The organism is Streptomyces ossamyceticus, from assembly GCF_001418475.1.
In the GTDB taxonomy this organism is placed as follows: Bacteria; Actinomycetota; Actinomycetes; order Streptomycetales; family Streptomycetaceae; genus Streptomyces; species Streptomyces ossamyceticus.
The window spans coordinates 437-21031 of sequence record NZ_LIQX01000094.1 but is presented as its reverse complement, the minus strand read 5'-3'; the positions used below and the strand labels follow the sequence as shown (position 1 = coordinate 21031).

Sequence of the window (20595 nt, the reverse complement as noted above, 5' to 3'; positions counted from 1 at the left end):
GCGCGCCCCTTAGGATCCGTTGGGTGGGGTGAGAGTTCCGAGAGCAGCTCCCACCGGCAGTACGCAGCACTCTCCAGAGACGAGGAATCAAGCCGTGAGCGACGTCCGTAACGTGATCATCATCGGCTCCGGGCCCGCCGGCTACACGGCAGCGCTCTACACCGCGCGCGCATCGCTGAAGCCGCTGGTGTTCGAGGGAGCCGTCACCGCAGGCGGCGCGCTCATGAACACCACCGATGTGGAGAACTTCCCCGGCTTCCGGGACGGCATCATGGGCCCCGACCTCATGGACAACATGAGGGCCCAGGCCGAGCGCTTCGGTGCCGAGCTCATTCCGGACGACGTCGTCGCCGTCGACCTGACCGGCGAGATCAAGACGGTGACGGACACTGCGGGCACCGTGCACCGCGCCAAGGCCGTCATCGTCACCACGGGCTCGCAGCACCGCAAGCTCGGGCTGCCCAACGAGGACGCCCTCTCCGGGCGAGGCGTCTCCTGGTGTGCTACCTGTGACGGGTTCTTCTTCAAGGACCAGGACATCGCAGTGATCGGTGGCGGTGACACGGCCATGGAGGAGGCCACCTTCCTTTCCCGCTTCGCGAAGTCCGTGACCGTCGTCCACCGCCGGGACACGCTGCGCGCCTCCAAGGCGATGCAGGAGCGTGCGTTCGCCGACCCGAAGATCTCCTTCATCTGGGACAGCGAGGTCGCGGAGATCCAGGGTGACCAGAAGCTCGCCGCGCTGAAGCTGCGCAATCTCAAGACGGGCGAGACGTCCGACCTGCCGGTGACGGGCCTGTTCATCGCGATCGGCCACGACCCGCGCACGGAACTCTTCAAGGGTCAGCTCGACCTGGACGACGAGGGCTACCTGAAGGTCGCCTCCCCTTCGACCCGGACGAACCTGACCGGTGTCTTCGGCGCCGGCGATGTCGTCGACCACACCTACCGCCAGGCGATCACCGCGGCCGGCACCGGCTGCTCCGCCGCGCTCGACGCCGAGCGCTTCCTCGCCGCCCTCGCGGACGGCGAGCAGACTGCCGAGCCCGAGAAGACCACCGTCTGACCCCCGTCCGCCCCACCGCACCAACCAGTTAGGAGCCCGCCGTGGCCGGCACCCTGAAGAACGTGACCGACGATTCCTTCGAGCAGGACGTCCTCAAGAACGACAAGCCCGTCCTGGTGGACTTCTGGGCCGCGTGGTGCGGCCCGTGCCGCCAGATCGCGCCGTCCCTCGAAGCGATCGCCCAGGAGTACGGCGACAAGATCGAGATCGTCAAGCTCAACATCGACGAGAACCCGGCCACGGCAGCCAAGTACGGCGTCATGTCCATCCCGACCCTGAACGTCTACCAGGGCGGCGAGGTCGCCAAGACCATCGTCGGTGCCAAGCCGAAGGCTGCGATCGTGCGTGACCTCCAGGACTTCATCGCCCAGTAGGCGTCGGCCAGGCAACACCGCCGCAAGGTGCCGCCGTAGTCACTCGGCGACGATGTTTCACGTGAAACATGAGGGGGCCGATCCCATCGGGATCGGCCCCCTCGCTTGCACACACGTTCCAGCCCGGTCGCCCTCAGAGCGGCCGCAGGGCGGGCTCCTTCTGGACAGCTCCCAGAAGCCGGTCGAGCGCCAACTCGACGTCCTCCTTCCAGGACAGCGTCGTCCGCAGCTCCAACCGCAGTCGAGGGTAAGCAGGATGAGGACGGACCGTCTTGAAGCCCACGGCGGTCAGATGGTCGGCGGGCAACACACAGGCCGGCTCCTTCCAGCGTGCGTCACCGAAGGCCTCGACCGCCTTGAAGCCTCGCCGCAGGAGGTCCTTGGCCACCGTCTGCACCATCACCCGACCGAGCCCCTGCCCCTGAAAGCCGGGCACGATGTAGGCGGTCATCAACTGAACCGCGTCCGGGGAGACCGGGCTCGTCGGGAACGCCGTCGAGCGTGGCACATAGGCCGGCGGTGCGTAGAGCACGAACCCCGCAGGGACGTCGTCCACATAGACGACTCGTCCGCAGGACCCCCAGTCCAGAAGAACGGCGGAGATCCAGGCTTCCTTCTCCAGTGCGGGAGTACCGGCCTTTAGCGCTGCCTCACCGCTGACGGGGTCCAACTCCCAGAAGACGCACGAGCGGCAGCGCTGGGGAAGGTCCTGAAGGTTGTCCAGCGTGAGCGGTACGAGCCGGCGCCCCATGAAGGCTGTTCCTCGCTTCCTACGCCCGCAGCGTCGCGAGCGGCTGTCAGAGCGCTTCGCTCCCTGAGCAGGCTGCCGACGAATCCGCCGATCGCACCCAGCCCCAGGCCGACGGTCAGCAGACCGGAACGGCTCACGGTTCGCATTGCCCCCGCCTCCCATGAAGGTGTCACAAGGTGGATGCGCCCTACCCCACCGCATCGTATCGACGATGTGATTGCCTAGACACTGCCTGCCAGCAAAGAGCGGGCAGTGTCCGGTATACATCGGACACTGCCCGCTCATGCGGTCGACCAGCCGACAGGCGTCCTACCGATCGACGGTTCAGGCTTCGCTCTCGTCGCTGTCGTCGTCCAGCAGGCTCCGCTGAAGGACGGGTCCTTCACCCGGGGCGAGCGACGACAGGATGCGCTCCAGATCTTCCATCGAGGCGAACTCGACTGTGATCTTTCCCTTCTTCTGGCCCAGGTCGACCTTCACCCGGGTCTCGAAGCGGTCCGAGAGCCGGGTCGCCAGATCGCTCAGCGCGGGGGAGACACGCGCGCCGGCGCGCGGTCCCTTGGAGCGTGAGGTCGTCTTGGGCCGCGAGCCCATGAGCGTGACGATCTCCTCGACCGCTCGCACCGAAAGCCCCTCAGCCACGATCCGGTGCGCCAGCTTGTCCTGCTCCTCCGAGTCCTCGACCGAGAGCAGTGCCCGCGCGTGCCCGGCGGAGAGCACACCAGCGGCCACACGACGCTGCACTGCAGGCGAAAGCTTCAGCAGGCGCAGGGTGTTGGAGACCTGAGGACGGGACCGACCGATGCGGTCCGCCAGCTGGTCGTGCGTGCAGTTGAAGTCCCGGAGCAACTGGTCGTAGGCGGCGGCCTCTTCCAGCGGGTTCAGCTGAGCCCGGTGAAGGTTCTCCAGGAGGGCGTCCAGAAGAAGCTTCTCGTCGTCCGTGGCACGCACGATCGCCGGGATCGCCTCCAGGCCGGCCTCACGGCAGGCGCGCCAGCGCCGCTCACCCATGATGAGCTCGTAGCGGGCCGGCCCCAGTTGCCGCACGACGACGGGCTGGAGAAGGCCGACTTCCTTGATGGAGGTGACCAGCTCCTGGAGGAGGTCCTCGTCGAACACCTCACGGGGCTGCCGCGGGTTCGGCGTGATGGAGTCGAGGGGCAGCTCGGCGAAGTGGGCGCCGATAGGTGCTGCGGGCACCTCGACGCCGCCGTTCGAAGGCAGCTCCTCTGTTTCACGTGAAACATGGGGCAGCGTGGCCACCCTCGCGGCCGCCACCCCACGTTCCTGGGTGAGAACCGGTACCGCTGCCGGGGAGGGGGACGCGGGTCCACCGATGGCCGGCGGCGCCGCCTTCTCCCCAGTTGGGGCTGCAGGGATCAGTGCGCCGAGACCACGGCCCAACCCCCTCCGTCGCTCGCTCACTGGATCCCCTCCACCATGCTCGGGTTGTTCTGTGCGCCAATGTGGGCGTGCGTCGGGTCATAGCCCAAGCCGACGCCCTTCAGCGCGATTTCTCGTGCCGCCTCAAGGTAGGAGAGGGCACCGCTCGATCCTGGATCGTAAGTCAGCACGGTCTGCCCGTAGCTGGGGGCCTCCGAGATACGGACAGAGCGCGGAATGCTCGTCCGCAGCACCTCGTCGCCGAAGTGGTTGCGTACCTCGTCGGCGACCTGGGAGGCAAGACGCGTCCGGCCGTCGTACATGGTGAGCAGGATGGTCGACACATGGAGGGTGGGGTTGAGGTGCCCCCGCACCAGGTCGACGTTGCGGAGCAGCTGGCCGAGGCCCTCCAGTGCGTAGTACTCGCACTGGATCGGGATGAGGACTTCCTGGCCGGCCACCAATGCGTTGACTGTCAGCAGGCCGAGCGAGGGAGGACAGTCGATCAGGATGTAGTCCAGCGGCTGCTCGTACGCCTGAATCGCTCGCTGGAGTCGGCTCTCACGGGCCACCAGGGACACCAGCTCGATCTCCGCACCGGCGAGATCGATCGTGGCGGGAGCGCAGAAGAGTCCCTCGACATCGGGAACGGGCTGGACGATCTCGGCCAGAGGCTTGCTCTCGACCAGCACGTCGTAGATGGACGGCACCTCGGCGTGGTGGTCGATCCCCAGCGCGGTGGAGGCATTGCCCTGGGGATCCAGGTCGATCACCAGAACACGGGCGCCATGCAGAGCCAGCGATGCGGCGAGGTTGACCGTGGTCGTGGTCTTGCCCACACCGCCCTTTTGGTTGGCGACCACCATGACCCGAGTCTGCTCAGGCCGGGGCAGCCCTTCCCCGGCGCGGCCCAGAGCCTCTACCGCCAGTTGAGCAGCACGACCGATGGGAGTGTCGTCCATTGGGGGCGGTGTTTCACGTGAAACATCCTCCCCCATCGATTCGGTACGGGGACCGGGGACCGGATCGGTCATCGGTCCCGCGATGTTGGCGTCGGACCGCAAGGATTCACTCTCCTCGACTTCAGGCTCGCAATGAACAGAGCCTCCCATGTCTTCGGGGTCGTGAACCAGTGAGGCCTGGGGTTCTGTGGAGAAATCCACCTCTGTGGAAATCTCCCTCGCCTCTCCGAGTGACCCGAGAGGCTTCCGGTCGCGCGGTTCGGCCGCGGCGCGGCCACGGCCGATGATGCCGTGTAGCAATGAGCGACGTTTCACGTGAAACACGATGCATAGCCGCTCAGGCCACCACCGCGCGACACTCCGACATGCGTAGGTTGGGGGCTTGTGTGGAGTATGCCTCGTCGTCAGGACGGATCAGCCCGCGTGTCGAGCGACAAGGCCAGTGGCCGCTCGCCGAGCATCGCCGTCAACGACGTCGGCGGGCCCGTCCCGTCCGGGCCGCCTTCGCTCGCTTCGCTGCGAAGCGGACACCACCCGGGCTCTCGCCGACCTCCACACGGACGACCGTGGAGAGCGGATCCACCACGCCCTCGCCGACATGGTGGATGGAGGTCTCCACCGCGCCGAGCTTGCTCAGCGCCGTGGCCGCGCTCTTGAGCTCCTCCTCGGCGGTGTCGCCCTTGAGCGCCAGCATCTCTCCGTACGGACGCAGGAGCGGAATGCCCCAGGTGGCCAGTCGGTCCAGGGGAGCCACGGCCCGTGCTGTCACCACGTGGACCGGCTGGAGCGTGCCGAGGACTTCTTCGGCACGGCCTCGGAGCACCGTGACGTGGTCGAGGCCCAGCAGCTCCACGACCTCGGTCAGGAAGTTGGTGCGCCGCAGCAGCGGCTCCAGCAGCGTGATCTTCAGGTCGTCCCGAACGAGCGCCAGCGGGATTCCGGGCAGACCGGCACCGGAGCCGACATCGCAGACCGTCACTCCCTCGGGGACGACCTCGGAGAGCACCGCGCAGTTCAGCAGGTGCCTCTCCCACAGCCGAGGTACTTCCCGCGGGCCGATGAGCCCCCGCTTCACTCCCGCTTCCGCCAGCAGTTCGGCGTACCGGACCGCGTCCGCGTAGCGATCACCGAATACGTCGCGCGCCTGCTCGGGCGCAGGGGGAAGCTCCGCTGCCTCCGTCACGGGGACCGTCCTTCCGTACCGCAAGAGCGCACTGTGCGCTGACACCAGAACAACAGGCTGACAAAGTTCGGCCCCGCCTGCGGGCAGACGGGGCCGGAGAGACGTACGTACCGAATCAGGCAGGCAGCACGACGACGAAGCGCTGGGGCTCCTCGCCCTCGGACTCGCTGCGCAGGCCCGCGGTCTTGACCGCGTCGTGCACGACCTTGCGCTCGAAGGGCGTCATCGGCTTCAGCTTGACGGGCTCACCGGTGCTCTTCGCCTCGGCCGCGGCCTTGGCACCCAGCTCGGAGAGCTCGGCACGCTTCTTGGCGCGGTAGCCGGCGATGTCGAGCATCAGGCGGCTGCGATCACCGGTCTCGCGGTGCACGGCCAGGCGCGTGAGCTCCTGGAGTGCCTCGAGCACCTCGCCTTCCCGGCCGACGAGCTTCTGCAGGTCGCGGCTGCCGCTGTCGCTGATGATCGAGACAGAGGCGCGGTCGGCCTCGACGTCCATGTCGATGTCGCCGTCGAGATCGGCGATGTCCAGCAGACCTTCCAGGTAGTCCGCCGCGATCTCACCCTCCTGCTCCAGGCGGGTCAGGGTGTCTCCACCCTCGGAGGCGGCGGAGGTGGTGCCTTCCGTCACGGGATGGGCTCCTTCTTACTTCTTGGACGGGGACTTGGGGCGCTGCTGGCCCTTGCGCTGACCGGACTGGGCCTTGCTGCGGCCGCTGGTTCCGGGCTTGGGCGCCGCCTTCTTGGCTGCGGCCGCCGGCGTGGCGTCCTCGGGCTCGTCGGACTTGCTGAGCGAGGTGGGCGCGCTCTGCTGCTCGGCGTCGTCGGCGGTCTTCGTGACACCGGCCTGACGCTGGGCCTTGGTCTGGCGCTTGGGCTGCTGACGCCTGGCGGGAGTCGGCGTACCGTCCTCGGCGGTGGCCACGGCCGAGGCCTCGCCCTTGATCACGGTTCCGTCGGTCTGGGCCGCGAGGCCCTCCTTGTTCAGACCGTTGATGAACTTCCGCTCGTACTCGTTGCGGTCACGGCCCTTGACGACGATCGCCTTGACGATGGCGCGCTCACGCCGGTTGCGGGTCTTGCCGTGGCGCGTGACGTGCTTGAGGAGGCGCTCCAAGTACGCGGCCTGGGCCTTGGAACCCGGGGTCGGGTTGTTGTGGATGACGTACATCTGCTGGCCCATGGTCCACACGTTGGTGGTCAGCCAGTAGACGAGGACACCGACGGGGAAGTTGATGCCGAAGACGGCGAACATGATCGGGAAGATGTACATCAGCATCTTCTGCTGCTGCATGAACGGCGTCTTCACCGTGGTGTCGACGTTCTTCGTCATCAGCTGACGCTGCGTGTAGAACTGCGACAGCGACATCAGGACGATCATGATCGCGGTCACGATGCGGACCGTGGTGATGGAAGCGTCGAGCGCCGACGCCTCGGCCGCGCTGTCCGTGAAGGTCGCGGCCAGCGGGGCGCCGAAGATGTGCGCCTTCTGCGCGCTCTGCAGCAGGCTCTCGTTGATGACACCGATGGTGTCGTTGTTCGCGATGCTGTTGAGCACGTGGTACAGGGCGAAGAAGAACGGGGACTGCGCCAGGATGGGAAGGCACGAGGAGAGCGGGTTGGTGCCCGTCTCCTTGTACAGCTTCATCATCTCTTCGGACTGACGCTGCTTGTCGTTCTTGTAGCGCTCCTGGATCTTCTTCATCTCGGGCTGGAGCGTCTGCATGGCCCGCGTCGCCTTGATCTGCTTCACGAAGAGCGGGATCAGGCAGATCCGGATCAGGATCACCAGGGACACGATGGACAGGCCCCAGGCCCACCCGGTGTCATCGCCGAAGAGGGCGCCGTACACCGTGTGGAACTGGACGATGACCCAGGAGACGGGTGTCGTGATGAAGCTGAAGAGACTGGCAATCGTGTCCACTAATCATGCTCCTTGGGCATGGGACGGGCTCTCGGCGGCCGGGCTCGAAGGGGTGTGCCCCTCGGTGGCCGGTTCGGCGGCGGAGGACCCGCCCTTGCGTGCGCGCCACGCACCACGCACCATCTCGTGCCACCGCGGACGCTTGCGCGGCGGGACATGGTCCACACCGCCGAGCGACCACGGGTTGCACCGCAGGATGCGCCAGGCCGTGAGGGCCGTGCCCTTGATCGCACCGTGGCGGTCGATGGCCGTATAGCCGTAGTGGGAGCACGACGGGTAGTACTTGCACACCGGCCCGAGCAACGGACTGATCGTCCACTGGTACAGCTTGATCAGCGCCAGCAGCGGGTACTTCATCGTGCGCCCCCTCCCAGCAGCCGTCGTATGGCGGCATCCAGGTCTTGGGCCAGTTGTACGTGGTCGGCGTCGCCCGCACCGGGCAGCGCTCGTACGACTACCAGGCTACCGGGGGGAAACTGGGCGACCCGATCGCGCATGAGATGGCGAAGCCTGCGCTTCACCTTGTTGCGGACGACCGAACCGCCGACGGCCTTGCTCACGACGAAACCCGCACGCGTCGGGGGAGCGCTCTCCCCAGGCGCGTGCGGGTCCATGGAACCGCTACGTAGGTGAACGACGAGGAGCGGGCGTCCGGCCCGACGCCCTCGTCGTACCGCGGTCGCGAAGTCCTCGCGCCGCCTCAGCCGGTTCTCGGTGGGCAGCACGACGGCATGACCTGACCGGGATCAGGCGGACAGGCTCGCGCGACCCTTGGCACGACGGTTCGCGAGAATCGCGCGACCGGCACGGGTACGCATCCGCAGACGGAAGCCGTGGGTCTTCGCGCGACGACGGTTGTTCGGCTGGAAGGTGCGCTTGCTCACTCGGGGGCTCCAGAATAAATCGGTAGTTGCGGGGTGCCGTCCTGGCTGTCACCGTGCGCCCACGAGTAGCTCGTATTAACGCCCGAGTGCACCGCTTTCCGATCACCTGACGCGATCTGTGCCCATCGGAGGCAGGCGGCAGCAGCCATCGACAACTCGACCTGGTTACGGTACGCGCGGCTGCGCCATCCGGTCAAACCAGAGGTCACGGAGGGACACTATCCACAGGCTGGGGACAACAACTTGAACCGTACCGGCCGCCGTGACTACCGTGACGGAACTCCGATTCGTTCCCATTCCTCGGCTGCTGGGTGACCGACCGACCCACCAGACCTGGTCCCGAGCGCACCACCCGAGTTCCATCCCGACCCCCGTCCCAGAACCACACGTTCGTGGGACCTGTGAGAGAGCGTGCCCTGTGGCTGACGTACCTGCCGATCTTGCCGCAGTGTGGCCACGAGTACTGGAACAACTTCTGGGTGAGGGCCGAGGCCAAGGGGTCGAGGTCAAGGACGAGCGCTGGATCAGACGCTGCCAGCCGCTCGCGCTGGTAGCGGACACCGCTCTGCTCGCCGTTCCGAACGAGTTCGCGAAGGGCGTACTCGAGGGCCGGCTCGCGCCGATCGTCAGCGAGACCCTGAGCCGGGAGTGCGGCCGCCCGATCCGGATCGCGATCACAGTGGACAGCTCCGTCGGCGAGACGCCGGCGCCGCCGGTCCAGTCACGCTTCGAGGAGCCCGAGCACCCCTCGGGCCCGGGGCAGAGCCGCGACTCCTACGACGGCAGGGACCCGTACGACAGCGGGCGGGACGCGCGTGGTCCGTACGACAGCCAGAGCTCCTACGACCATCAGAACTCGTACGACGGCCAGGGCCGCGACCCGTACGAGAGCTACGGCCGCCATCGCGCCGACGACCGGGGCACCGGCGGTGCGGGCGACCAGCTGCCCACCGGCCGCGGTGACCAGCTGCCGACCGCGCGTCCCGCGTACCCGTCGGAGTACCAGCGCCCCGAGCCCGGCGCCTGGCCCCGGCCGTCGCAGGACGACTACGGCTGGCAGCAGCAGCGGCTCGGCTTCCCGGAGCGGGACCCGTACGCGTCGCCGTCGTCGGACTACCGTCCGCAGTCGATGGAGCGGCCGCCCTACGACCAGCGCCCGGAGTACGACGCGCCGCGCGGCGACTACGACAAGCCTCGCTCCGACTACGACCGGCCGGGCGGCGACTACGACCAGCGGCCGGACCGGCGTGAGCTTCCCGAGCCGCCGCCGGGGGGTCCCGGTGCGCATCGGGACCGCGGTCCGGCCGGTGGTGCGCCCGGTCCGCTGGCCGCGCAGCCGGCGCCCGCGACCGGTCCGGGCGAGCCCACGGCCCGCCTGAATCCCAAGTACCTCTTCGACACGTTCGTCATCGGTGCCTCGAACCGCTTCGCGCACGCCGCCGCGGTGGCTGTCGCGGAGGCGCCGGCGAAGGCGTACAACCCCCTCTTCATCTACGGCGAGTCCGGCCTCGGCAAGACGCACCTGCTGCACGCGATCGGGCACTACGCGCGCAGCCTCTACCCGGGCACGCGGGTGCGGTACGTGAGCTCGGAGGAGTTCACCAACGAGTTCATCAACTCCATCCGCGACGGCAAGGGCGACAGCTTCCGCAAGCGCTACCGCGAGATGGACATCCTGCTCGTCGACGACATCCAGTTCCTGGCGGACAAGGAGTCGACGCAGGAGGAGTTCTTCCACACATTCAACACGCTCCACAACGCGAACAAGCAGATCGTGCTCTCCAGCGACCGGCCGCCGAAGCAGCTGGTCACGCTGGAAGACCGGTTGCGGAACCGCTTCGAGTGGGGGCTGATCACCGACGTCCAGCCGCCCGAGCTGGAGACTCGTATCGCGATCCTCCGCAAGAAGGCGGTGCAGGAACAGCTCAACGCCCCTCCGGAGGTGCTGGAGTTCATCGCCTCGCGGATCTCGCGCAACATCCGCGAGCTGGAGGGCGCGCTGATCCGGGTGACGGCGTTCGCGTCGCTCAACCGGCAGCCGGTGGACCTCGGGCTGACGGAGATCGTCCTCAAGGATCTGATCCCCGGCGGGGAGAACGCGTCCCCCGAGATCACCGCTACAGCGATCATGGCGGCGACGGCCGACTACTTCGGGCTCACGGTCGAGGACCTGTGCGGCACCTCACGCGGCCGTGCCCTGGTGACCGCCCGGCAGATCGCCATGTATCTGTGCCGTGAGCTGACTGATCTGTCGCTGCCGAAGATCGGCGCGCAGTTCGGCAACCGGGACCACACGACCGTGATGCATGCCGACCGCAAGATCCGCGCGTTGATGGCCGAGCGCCGCTCCATCTACAACCAGGTCACCGAGCTGACGAACCGCATCAAGAACGGCTGAGGCCCAGGCCCTGCCACCCGCCGAGGGCGCCCCGGGACGAGTTCCCGAGGGCGTCTTCGGCGTTCCCGAGGCTGTTTTCGTCGTCTCCAGGAGCCTGGCTCGCCGTTCTCAGGAGCCTGGCTCGTAGTTCCCGGCGGCCTGGTCCGTCGTTCCCAGGAGCCTGTCAGTAGCTTCCCCGGCCCCTTCCCCAGACGCCTCCGCGAGGTTTCCGCCCCTTCCCCGACCCCTTGCTCGGAGGCTCCCCGAGCATCCGCAGGGGCTCCGCGGCGGGCGCCCCGCGTCATCGAGTCGTCAGCCGGTGTTCGAATACCTGCCGCGTTACGGCCGTCCTCCACAGATTCGGGGACTTTCTCCCGTCCACACCCTGGGGACCGGGAAGTTATGCAGATCATGTCCACAGGGCAGCCTGGTGAGGGATCATCAGGCCAGGTCAACAGCCTGTGGATTGGTGGACGAACGATCTCCACAGACTGTGGACGAAGCGAAGATCCACAGACTGTGGACAGAGTTGTCCACCGGCAACCCACAGCCTGCGGCCGGTTGTCCCCAGCGATCCCCAGCTTCTCCACATGCCTGTCCACTGTTCGGCAAGGAAACCGGCCTTCTCACCGCGTCGAGTGAAAGGCGTCACATGAAGTTGCCTGGTTGGGCTGTGGGTAAGACGGGTAAACCTGGGGACGCGGTTGGGGAGAAGTGCCGTCCCGCTGTGCACGGTGTGTGCAGAACTTTCTGTTCTCCACAGACCGGCCTGGTTGTCCACCGCCTCCACCCACAGGGTCAGTGGATAAAATTTGCCGCCTGAGCTGCGCAAACGCGGTTATCCACGGTTTCCACAGCCCCTACTACTACTCCCAACTAGAGAGAGCTGGGAATCCGTTTCGAAGGGGGCCCTGTGCACAACTCGCTCTTGGCTGCCCGACCGCGCCTCGTCACGACTTGACCCCGGAAGGCTCCGAGTGTCAGTGGCGTGCGTCAGACTGTTCCCCGGTGTCCTTCCCCTCACAGGAACCAGCGACACCGCGACAGACGACGAAGCCAGGCAGGCCGAGAAGCGCCGGCAACAGCAGGAGGCGGCAACAGTGAAGATCCGGGTGGAACGCGACGTACTCGCGGAGGCCGTGGCCTGGGCGGCGCGCAGCCTCCCGGCCCGTCCGCCGGCGCCTGTCCTCGCCGGCCTCCTTCTGAAGGCCGAGGAAGGCCAGCTGAGCCTGTCCAGCTTCGACTACGAGGTCTCCGCGCGGGTGTCCGTGGAGGCGGAGGTCGAGGAGGAGGGCACTGTCCTGGTCTCGGGCCGTCTCCTCGCGGACATCTGCCGCGCCCTCCCCAACCGCCCGGTGGAGATTTCCACAGACGGTGTACGGGCGACGGTGGTCTGCGGCTCCTCGCGGTTCACCCTCCACACACTGCCTGTGGAGGAGTACCCGTCCCTGCCGCAGATGCCGAACGCCACGGGCACCGTCCCCGGCGAGGTCTTCGCCTCCGCCGCCGCCCAGGTCGCCATCGCCGCCGGGCGTGACGACACGCTGCCCGTCCTGACCGGTGTGCGCATCGAGATCGAGGGCGACACGGTCACGCTGGCCTCCACCGACCGCTACCGCTTCGCGGTCCGCGAGTTCCTGTGGAAGCCGGAGAACCCGGACGCCTCCGCGGTCGCCCTGGTGCCCGCCAAGACGCTCCTGGACACCGCCAAGGCGCTCACGAGCGGCGACAGCGTCATCCTGGCGCTCTCCGGCTCTGGCTCCGGCGAGGGCCTGATCGGTTTCGAGGGCGCCGGACGCCGGACGACCACCCGGCTCCTCGAGGGTGACCTGCCGAAGTACCGCACGCTGTTCCCGACCGAGTTCAACAGCGTGGCCGTGATCGAGACCGCCCCCTTCGTGGAGGCCGTCAAGCGTGTGGCCCTGGTCGCCGAGCGGAACACCCCGGTGCGGCTCAGCTTCGAGCAGGGCGTGCTGACCCTGGAGGCAGGCTCCAGCGACGACGCACAGGCTGTGGAAAGGGTCGACGCCCAGCTGGAGGGCGACGACATCTCGATCGCCTTCAACCCGACGTTCCTGCTGGACGGCCTGAGCGCCATCGACTCCCCGGTCGCCCAGCTGTCCTTCACGACGTCCACCAAGCCCGCGCTGCTCAGCGGCAAGCCGGCGGTGGACGCGGAGGCTGACGAGGCCTACAAGTACCTGATCATGCCGGTGCGGCTCAGCGGCTGACCCGCCGAGCGACCGCTCTCGCCGCCGTCGGGCGGCCAGAGGCCGTCCACAGCGCTGCGGGGCCCGGTGGATCACCGGGCCCTCGGTGCGAAAGCGCAGGTCGGGGTGTACCTATGAGCGGGTATGCCCACAGATGTGCGTGAGCGTCCGGGTTTAGGCTCGTGCATGGGTACGCAGTGCCCTCATGCCACGTCGCAACCTAAGGAACAACTGATGGATCTCGGTCTCGTCGGCCTCGGCAAGATGGGCGGCAACATGCGCGAGCGGATACGCCGCGCGGGCCACACCGTCATCGGATACGACCGGAACCCGGATCTCGCCGACGTCCACAGCCTCGAAGAGCTTGTGGGCAAGCTCGCGGGCCCCCGCGTCGTGTGGGTGATGGTCCCGGCCGGGGCCGCCACCCAGTCGACCATCGACGAGCTGGCCGAGCTGCTGGAGCCCGGCGACGTCGTCGTGGACGGCGGCAACTCGCGCTGGACGGACGACGAGAAGCACGCCGAGGAGCTGGCGGCCAAGGGCATCGGCTTCGTCGACTGCGGTGTCTCCGGCGGCGTCTGGGGCCTGGAGAACGGCTACGCGCTGATGTACGGCGGCGACGCGGAGAACGTGGCCAAGGTGCAGCCGGTCTTCGACGCGCTGAAGCCCGAAGGTGACTCCGGAGCGGTGCACGCCGGCAAGGTGGGCGCCGGGCACTTCGCGAAGATGGTCCACAACGGCATCGAGTACGCCATGATGCAGGCGTACGCCGAGGGCTGGGAGCTGCTGGAGAAGGTCGACTCCGTCACGGACGTCCGTGAGGTCTTCCGCTCCTGGCAGGAGGGCACGGTCATCCGCTCCTGGCTGCTCGACCTGGCCGTGAACGCCCTCGACGAGGACGAGCACCTCGACGGGCTCCGGGGGTACGCGCAGGACTCTGGCGAGGGCCGCTGGACCGTGGAGGCCGCCATCGACCACGCCGTGCCACTGCCCGCGATCACGGCCTCCCTCTTCGCGCGGTTCGCGTCGCGCCAGGAGGACTCCCCGCAGATGAAGATGATCGCGGCGCTGCGGAACCAGTTCGGCGGCCACGCGGTCGAGAAGAAGTAACCCGCGCCCCCACGGCCCGCGAAGGGCACGAACACCACTACCGTCGACGAGAAGTCATCCACAGGACCGCACCGCGGTCCACAACCCTGGGGGAGGTCGGCACCCGACCATGCACGTCACGCATCTGTCGCTGGCCGACTTCCGCTCGTACGCCCGGGTCGAGGTCCCGCTCGACCCGGGCGTCACCGCGTTCGTCGGCCCCAACGGACAGGGCAAGACGAACCTGGTCGAGGCCGTCGGCTACCTGGCGACCCTCGGCAGCCACCGCGTCTCCTCCGACGCGCCCCTGGTCCGCATGGGCGCCGACCGGGCGGTCATCCGGGCCCAGGTGCGGCAGGGCGAGCGGCAGCAGCTGGTCGAGCTGGAGCTGAACCCCGGCAAGGCCAACCGCGCCCGCATCAACAGGTCGTCGCAGGTCAGGCCGCGTGATGTGCTCGGCATCGTACGGACCGTGCTGTTCGCGCCGGAGGACCTCGCCCTGGTGAAGGGCGACCCCGGTGAGCGGCGGCGCTTCCTCGACGAGCTGATCACCGCGCGGGCGCCGCGCATGGCGGGTGTGCGCTCCGACTACGAGCGGGTCCTCAAGCAGCGCAACACCCTCCTCAAGACGGCCGCCCTGGCCCGTCGGCACGGCGGCCGCAGCATGGACCTGTCCACGCTCGACGTCTGGGACCAGCACCTCGCGCGCGTGGGCGCCGAACTGCTCGCCCAGCGCCAGGACCTGGTCGCCGCCATTCAGCCGCTGGCCGACAAGGCGTACGAGCAGCTGGCCCCCGGCGGCGGCCCCATCGGTCTGGAATACAAGCCCTCCTCGCCGGGGATCGTCGGCCACGCGCGCGAGGAGTTGTACGAGCAGCTGACGGCTGCCCTGATCGAGGCCCGCAAGCAGGAGATCGAGCGGGGCGTCACGCTCGTCGGTCCCCATCGGGACGACCTGGTGCTCAAACTCGGTCAGCTGCCCGCCAAGGGATACGCCTCCCACGGGGAGTCCTGGTCGTACGCCCTGGCGCTGCGCCTCGCCTCCTACGACCTGCTGCGGGCCGAGGGCAACGAACCGGTGCTGATCCTCGACGACGTCTTCGCCGAGCTGGACGCGCGACGGCGGGAGCGGCTGGCCGAGCTGGTCGCCCCGGGCGAGCAGGTCCTGGTGACCGCCGCGGTCGACGACGACGTGCCCGGCGTACTGACGGGGACGCGGTTCGCCGTGTCCGACGGGACGGTGGAGCGCGTATGAGCGGATCCGAGGGGAGCCCGAAGACTCCCGAGCCGTCCGGTGTGGACCTCGCGCGCGTGGCGCTGCGCGCCGCCAAGGAGGCCGCACGCGCGCGTGGGGACGCGGCGCAGCAGAAGAGCCAGGCGCGGCGAGGCGGCGGTCTGCGCTCCGGCGCCCGCCGGGACGGCCGGGACCCGATGGCTCTCGGCTCCGCCATCAACCGGCTCATCACCGAGCGGGGCTGGGAGACGCCGGCCGCCGTCGGCGGGGTGATGGGCCGCTGGCCGCAGATCGTCGGTGAGGACCTGGCCCGGCGTTGCGTTCCCGAGCGGTACGACGAGGACGAGCGGGTCCTGCACGTGCGGTGCGACTCCACGGCCTGGGCGACGAACCTGCGCCTGCTCGCCCCGCAGCTGGTCGCCCGGCTCAACGAGGATCTCGGCCACGGCACCGTACGGCTGCTCAAGGTTCACGGACCCGGTGGTCCCGCCCACCGCTACGGCCCGCTGCGGGCTCCGGGGAGCACCGGTCCCGGCGATACCTACGGGTGACCGTAGTCACATTTTGACGCTCTCCCGGAAGCCGTCGGCTGCCTGGTCGCACCCCCCTGTGACCCCGCGCGCACGGTCGCGTGCGGATGCGAACTCCTACCTGACCCTGGGGTAGCAAAGGGTTGACACCCGGAAGCGCTGAGTGCCTCCGTGAGCCTCTTGGAGCCCCGCTCCGCATATGGGGAGTCGGGAAGGACCGGTTGAGGGCGGCACATGCGGACTCAGGTACCGGCAAACCCCCATCACTGTCGGCGCTACCGGTAGACTGGAAGCGAAACCCGCCCCATTCGTGGGGACCGCTTCGGAAACACTGTGCAACGCTGACAAAGGCTTCCACCGCAACATGCCGCAGCCGCTCCGGCAAACCCGCCGGGAGTCTGGCTTGTGCTGTGCCAGAAAGGGCGCTTCGTGGCCGATTCCGGCAACCCCAACGAGAACATCCCGTCCACCGAGGCCCTGGCCGGAACGGCCGAGGCCTCATCCTCGGCGTACGACGCCAGCGCCATCACCGTCCTCGAAGGGCTGGACGCGGTCCGCAAGCGGCCCGGCATGTACATCGGCTCGACCGGTGAGCGTGGCCTGCACCACCTGGTGCAGGAGGTCGTCGACAACTCCGTCGACGAGGCCCTGGCCGGGCACGCCGACACGATCGACGTGACGATCCTGCCCGACGGCGGCGTGCGCGTCGTGGACAACGGCCGAGGCATCCCTGTGGGCATCGTCCCGTCGGAGGGCAAGCCGGCCGTCGAGGTCGTGCTGACCGTCCTGCACGCGGGCGGCAAGTTCGGCGGCGGAGGCTACGCGGTCTCCGGCGGTCTGCACGGCGTGGGCGTCTCCGTCGTCAACGCCCTGTCGACCAAGGTCGCCGTCGAGGTCAAGACCGACGGCCACCGCTGGACGCAGGACTACAAGCTCGGCGTCCCCACGGCCCCGCTGGCCAAGCACGAGGCCACGGAGGAGCACGGCACCTCGGTGACCTTCTGGGCCGACCCGGACATCTTCGAGACCACCGACTACTCCTTCGAGACGCTCTCGCGGCGCTTCCAGGAGATGGCGTTCCTCAACAAGGGTTTGACGATCAAACTCACTGACGAGCGCGAGTCCGCGAAGGCCACCGCGGGGGCGGACGAGGCCGGCGAGGACGAGAAGCACGAGGTCAAGACCGTCACGTACCACTACGAGGGCGGCATCGTCGACTTCGTGAAGCACCTCAACTCCCGCAAGGGGGACGTGGTGCACCCCTCCGTCGTCGACTTCGAGGCGGAGGACAAGGACAAGCACCTGTCCGTCGAGATCGCGATGCAGTGGAACAGCGGTTACAGCGAGGGTGTGTACTCCTTCGCCAACATCATCCACACGCACGAGGGCGGCACCCACGAGGAGGGCTTCCGCGCGGCGCTCACCGGTCTGATCAACCGCTACGCGCGCGACAAGAAGCTGCTGCGGGAGAAGGACGACAACCTCACGGGTGACGACATCCGCGAGGGTCTGACGGCGATCATCTCGATCAAGCTGAGCGAGCCGCAGTTCGAGGGCCAGACCAAGACCAAGCTGGGCAACACGGAGGCGAAGACCTTCGTGCAGAAGGTCGTGCACGAGCACCTCACCGACTGGCTGGACCGCAACCCGAACGAGGCCGCGGACATCATCCGCAAGTCGATCCAGGCGGCCACCGCGCGCGTGGCGGCCCGCAAGGCCCGTGACCTCACCCGTCGCAAGGGCCTGCTGGAGACGGCGTCCCTGCCGGGCAAGCTGAGCGACTGCCAGTCGAACGACCCCACCAAGTGCGAGATCTTCATCGTCGAGGGTGACTCCGCCGGCGGCTCGGCCAAGTCCGGCCGCAACCCGCAGTACCAGGCGATCCTCCCGATCCGCGGCAAGATCCTCAACGTCGAGAAGGCGCGGATCGACAAGATCCTGCAGAACCAGGAGATCCAGGCGCTGATCTCCGCCTTCGGCACCGGGGTCCACGAGGACTTCGACATCGAGAAGCTCCGCTATCACAAGATCATCCTGATGGCGGACGCCGACGTCGACGGCCAGCACATCAACACCCTGCTGCTGACCTTCCTGTTCCGCTTCATGCGCCCGCTGGTCGAGGCCGGACACGTCTTCCTGTCGCGTCCGCCGCTCTACAAGATCAAGTGGGGCCGGGACGACTTCGAGTACGCCTACTCGGACCGTGAGCGCGACGCCCTGATCGAGCTCGGCCGGCAGAACGGCAAGCGGATCAAGGAAGACTCGATCCAGCGCTTCAAGGGTCTCGGCGAGATGAACGCCGAGGAGCTGCGCATCACGACCATGGACCAGGACCACCGTGTCCTCGGCCAGGTCACGCTCGACGACGCCGCCCAGGCCGACGAGCTGTTCTCGGTGCTCATGGGCGAGGACGTCGAGGCCCGGCGCCAGTTCATCCAGCGCAACGCCAAGGACGTCCGCTTCCTCGACATCTGAGTCGGTCTCAGCTGACCGCACCAGGAAGGATCCCCACCAGCAATGGCCGACGAGACCACCCCTGTCACGCCTGACCCCAACGAGGGCGAGACCACCGTGCGCATCGAGCCCGTCGGGCTCGAGACGGAGATGCAGCGCTCGTACCTGGACTACGCGATGTCCGTCATCGTGTCCCGGGCGCTGCCCGACGTACGCGACGGTCTCAAGCCCGTCCACCGCCGTGTCCTGTACGCCATGTACGACGGCGGCTACCGGCCCGAGAAGGGCTTCTACAAGTGCGCCCGCGTCGTCGGCGACGTCATGGGCAACTACCACCCCCACGGTGACTCCTCGATCTACGACGCGCTGGTCCGCCTCGCGCAGCCGTGGTCGATGCGCATGCCGCTGGTGGACTCCAACGGCAACTTCGGCTCTCCGGGCAACGACCCGGCGGCGGCCATGCGCTACACCGAGTGCAAGATGGCGCCGCTGTCGATGGAGATGGTCCGTGACATCGACGAGGAGACCGTCGACTTCACGGACAACTACGACGGCCGCTCCCAGGAGCCCACCGTCCTGCCGGCCCGCTTCCCGAACCTGCTGATCAACGGCTCGGCCGGTATCGCGGTCGGCATGGCCACCAACATCCCGCCGCACAATCTCCGCGAGGTCGCGGCCGGCGCGCAGTGGTACCTGGAGAATCCGGAGGCATCCCACGAGGAGCTCCTGGACGCCCTGATCGAGCGCATCAAGGGCCCCGACTTCCCGACCGGCGCCCTGGTCGTCGGCCGCAAGGGCATCGAGGAGGCGTACCGCACGGGTCGCGGCTCCATCACGATGCGCGCGGTCGTCGAGGTCGAGGAGATCCAGAACCGACAGTGCCTGGTGGTCACCGAACTGCCGTACCAGGTCAACCCGGACAACCTCGCGCAGAAGATCGCCGACCTCGTCAAGGACGGCAAGATCGGCGGCATCGCCGACGTCCGTGACGAGACGTCCTCCCGCACGGGCCAGCGCCTGGTCATCGTGTTGAAGCGGGACGCGGTCGCCAAGGTCGTGCTGAACAACCTGTACAAGCACACCGACCTGCAGACGAACTTCGGCGCCAACATGCTGGCGCTGGTCGACGGCGTGCCCCGCACGCTCTCCCTGGACGCGTTCATCCGCCACTGGGTGACGCACCAGATCGAGGTCATCGTCCGCCGTACGAAGTTCCGGCTGCGCAAGGCCGAGGAGCGCGCGCACATCCTGCGCGGTCTGCTGAAGGCCCTGGACGCCATCGACGAGGTCATCGCGCTGATCCGGCGCAGCGACACCGTCGACATCGCGCGCACCGGCCTGATGGACCTCCTGGAGATCGACGAGATCCAGGCCAACGCGATCCTCGAGATGCAGCTGCGCCGACTGGCCGCCCTGGAGCGCCAGAAGATCCTCCAGGAGCACGCCGAACTCCAGGCGAAGATCAGCGAGTACAACGAGATCCTCGCGTCCCCGGTCCGCCAGCGCGGGATCGTCAGCGCCGAACTCGCCGCGATCGTCGAGAAGTACGGCGACGACCGCAAGACGATGCTGGTCCCCTACGACGGCGACATGTCCATCGAGGACCTCATCGCCGAGGAGGACATCGTCGTCACGGTCACCCGCGGCGGCTACGTCAAGCGCACCAAGGCCGACGACTACCGGGCGCAGAAGCGCGGCGGCAAGGGCGTACGCGGCGCGAAGCTCAAGGAAGACGACATCGTCGACCACTTCTTCGTGTCCACGACCCACCACTGGCTGCTGTTCTTCACCAACAAGGGCCGTGTGTACCGGGCCAAGGCCTACGAGCTGCCGGACGCGGGACGTGACGCGCGTGGACAGCACGTCGCCAACCTGCTGGCCTTCCAGCCGGACGAGGCGATCGCGGAGATCCTCGCGATCCGCGACTACGAGGCCACGCCGTACCTGGTGCTCGCCACCAAGGGTGGTCTTGTGAAGAAGACGCCTCTGAAGGATTACGATTCGCCCCGTTCCGGCGGCGTCATCGCGATCAACCTCCGTGAGAAGGAGGACGGTTCCGATGACGAACTGATCGGAGCCGAACTCGTGTCGGCAGAGGATGACATCCTTCTGATCAGCAAGAAGGCGCAGTCGATCCGCTTCACGGCGACCGACGACGCGCTGCGGCCCATGGGCCG

Annotated in this window: 18 protein-coding genes; 9 read left to right on the top strand and 9 right to left on the bottom strand. The window is 67.9% G+C overall.

All coding sequences use genetic code 11. The features are described from left to right. Nucleotides 1-94 precede the first annotated feature (94 nt). Both trxB and trxA read left to right on the top strand, forming a co-directional pair. On the top strand, nucleotides 95-1066 hold the full coding sequence (gene trxB, locus AOK15_RS08700) for a thioredoxin-disulfide reductase (protein ID WP_055514493.1): 972 nt from the start codon (nucleotides 95-97) through the stop codon (nucleotides 1064-1066). 41 nt (nucleotides 1067-1107) lie between these two features. Next, complete coding sequence (gene trxA, locus AOK15_RS08695) at nucleotides 1108-1440, top strand: thioredoxin (protein ID WP_055514491.1); 333 nt, start codon at nucleotides 1108-1110, stop codon at nucleotides 1438-1440. Nucleotides 1441-1573: 133 nt separating this feature from the next. Here the strand turns inward: trxA and AOK15_RS08690 are convergent, their stop codons facing one another. From AOK15_RS08690 to rpmH, 9 genes are all read right to left on the bottom strand, one after another. Then, the gene (locus tag AOK15_RS08690) at nucleotides 1574-2191 is read right to left on the bottom strand and encodes a GNAT family N-acetyltransferase (protein ID WP_055514489.1); all 618 of its coding nucleotides are present in this window, start codon (nucleotides 2189-2191) and stop codon (nucleotides 1574-1576) included. Between the two features lie 324 nt (nucleotides 2192-2515). Further along, nucleotides 2516-3616 carry a ParB/RepB/Spo0J family partition protein gene (locus tag AOK15_RS08685; protein ID WP_055514487.1) on the bottom strand — a complete coding sequence of 367 codons (1101 nt, stop codon included), beginning with the start codon at nucleotides 3614-3616 and terminating at the stop codon, nucleotides 2516-2518. After that, nucleotides 3613-4686 carry a ParA family protein gene (locus AOK15_RS08680; protein ID WP_079058376.1) on the bottom strand — a complete coding sequence of 358 codons (1074 nt, stop codon included), beginning with the start codon at nucleotides 4684-4686 and terminating at the stop codon, nucleotides 3613-3615. Before AOK15_RS08680 ends, AOK15_RS08685 begins: the two co-directional genes overlap by 4 nt. A gap of 316 nt (nucleotides 4687-5002) precedes the next feature. After that, the gene (gene rsmG, locus AOK15_RS08675; protein ID WP_055514483.1) at nucleotides 5003-5719 is read right to left on the bottom strand and encodes a 16S rRNA (guanine(527)-N(7))-methyltransferase RsmG; all 717 of its coding nucleotides are present in this window, start codon (nucleotides 5717-5719) and stop codon (nucleotides 5003-5005) included. A gap of 115 nt (nucleotides 5720-5834) precedes the next feature. Next, complete coding sequence (locus AOK15_RS08670; protein ID WP_055514481.1) at nucleotides 5835-6347, bottom strand: Jag family protein; 513 nt, start codon at nucleotides 6345-6347, stop codon at nucleotides 5835-5837. Nucleotides 6348-6362: 15 nt separating this feature from the next. Then, nucleotides 6363-7640, bottom strand: a complete 1278-nt coding sequence (gene yidC / locus AOK15_RS08665; RefSeq protein ID WP_055514479.1) for a membrane protein insertase YidC — start codon at nucleotides 7638-7640, stop codon at nucleotides 6363-6365. Between the two features lie 3 nt (nucleotides 7641-7643). After that, nucleotides 7644-7997 (bottom strand): membrane protein insertion efficiency factor YidD, encoded by a 354-nt coding sequence (gene yidD, locus AOK15_RS08660; RefSeq protein WP_055514477.1) that lies wholly within the window; start codon nucleotides 7995-7997, stop codon nucleotides 7644-7646. Then, nucleotides 7994-8365, bottom strand: a complete 372-nt coding sequence (gene rnpA, locus AOK15_RS41850) for a ribonuclease P protein component (RefSeq protein WP_079049646.1) — start codon at nucleotides 8363-8365, stop codon at nucleotides 7994-7996. The genes yidD and rnpA overlap by 4 nt, the downstream gene beginning before the upstream one ends. A 21-nt stretch (nucleotides 8366-8386) precedes the next feature. Beyond that, nucleotides 8387-8524 (bottom strand): 50S ribosomal protein L34, encoded by a 138-nt coding sequence (gene rpmH, locus AOK15_RS41845; RefSeq protein WP_015659252.1) that lies wholly within the window; start codon nucleotides 8522-8524, stop codon nucleotides 8387-8389. A 418-nt stretch (nucleotides 8525-8942) separates the two neighbouring features. Here rpmH and dnaA point away from each other — a divergent pair, with 418 nt between their 5' ends. The 7 genes from dnaA to gyrA all read left to right on the top strand — a co-directional run. Then, entirely contained in the window at nucleotides 8943-10922 is a 1980-nt protein-coding gene (dnaA, locus tag AOK15_RS08650) for a chromosomal replication initiator protein DnaA (RefSeq protein WP_055514475.1), read from the top strand. A 1079-nt stretch (nucleotides 10923-12001) separates the two neighbouring features. Further along, on the top strand, nucleotides 12002-13132 hold the full coding sequence (gene dnaN / locus AOK15_RS08645; protein ID WP_055514473.1) for a DNA polymerase III subunit beta: 1131 nt from the start codon (nucleotides 12002-12004) through the stop codon (nucleotides 13130-13132). A gap of 213 nt (nucleotides 13133-13345) precedes the next feature. After that, nucleotides 13346-14221: a phosphogluconate dehydrogenase (NAD(+)-dependent, decarboxylating) gene (gnd, locus tag AOK15_RS08640; protein ID WP_055514471.1), complete on the top strand. Its 876-nt coding sequence runs from the start codon at nucleotides 13346-13348 to the stop codon at nucleotides 14219-14221. Nucleotides 14222-14330: 109 nt separating this feature from the next. Further along, complete coding sequence (gene recF / locus AOK15_RS08635) at nucleotides 14331-15455, top strand: DNA replication/repair protein RecF (protein ID WP_055514469.1); 1125 nt, start codon at nucleotides 14331-14333, stop codon at nucleotides 15453-15455. Next, nucleotides 15452-15985: a DciA family protein gene (locus AOK15_RS08630; protein ID WP_185093667.1), complete on the top strand. Its 534-nt coding sequence runs from the start codon at nucleotides 15452-15454 to the stop codon at nucleotides 15983-15985. The genes recF and AOK15_RS08630 overlap by 4 nt, the downstream gene beginning before the upstream one ends. 384 nt (nucleotides 15986-16369) lie before the next feature. After that, on the top strand, nucleotides 16370-18439 hold the full coding sequence (gene gyrB, locus AOK15_RS08625) for a DNA topoisomerase (ATP-hydrolyzing) subunit B (protein ID WP_055514467.1): 2070 nt from the start codon (nucleotides 16370-16372) through the stop codon (nucleotides 18437-18439). A 42-nt stretch (nucleotides 18440-18481) separates the two neighbouring features. Beyond that, a partial coding sequence (gene gyrA, locus AOK15_RS08620) for a DNA gyrase subunit A (RefSeq protein ID WP_240508353.1) occupies nucleotides 18482-20595 on the top strand: 2114 nt, incomplete at its 3' end.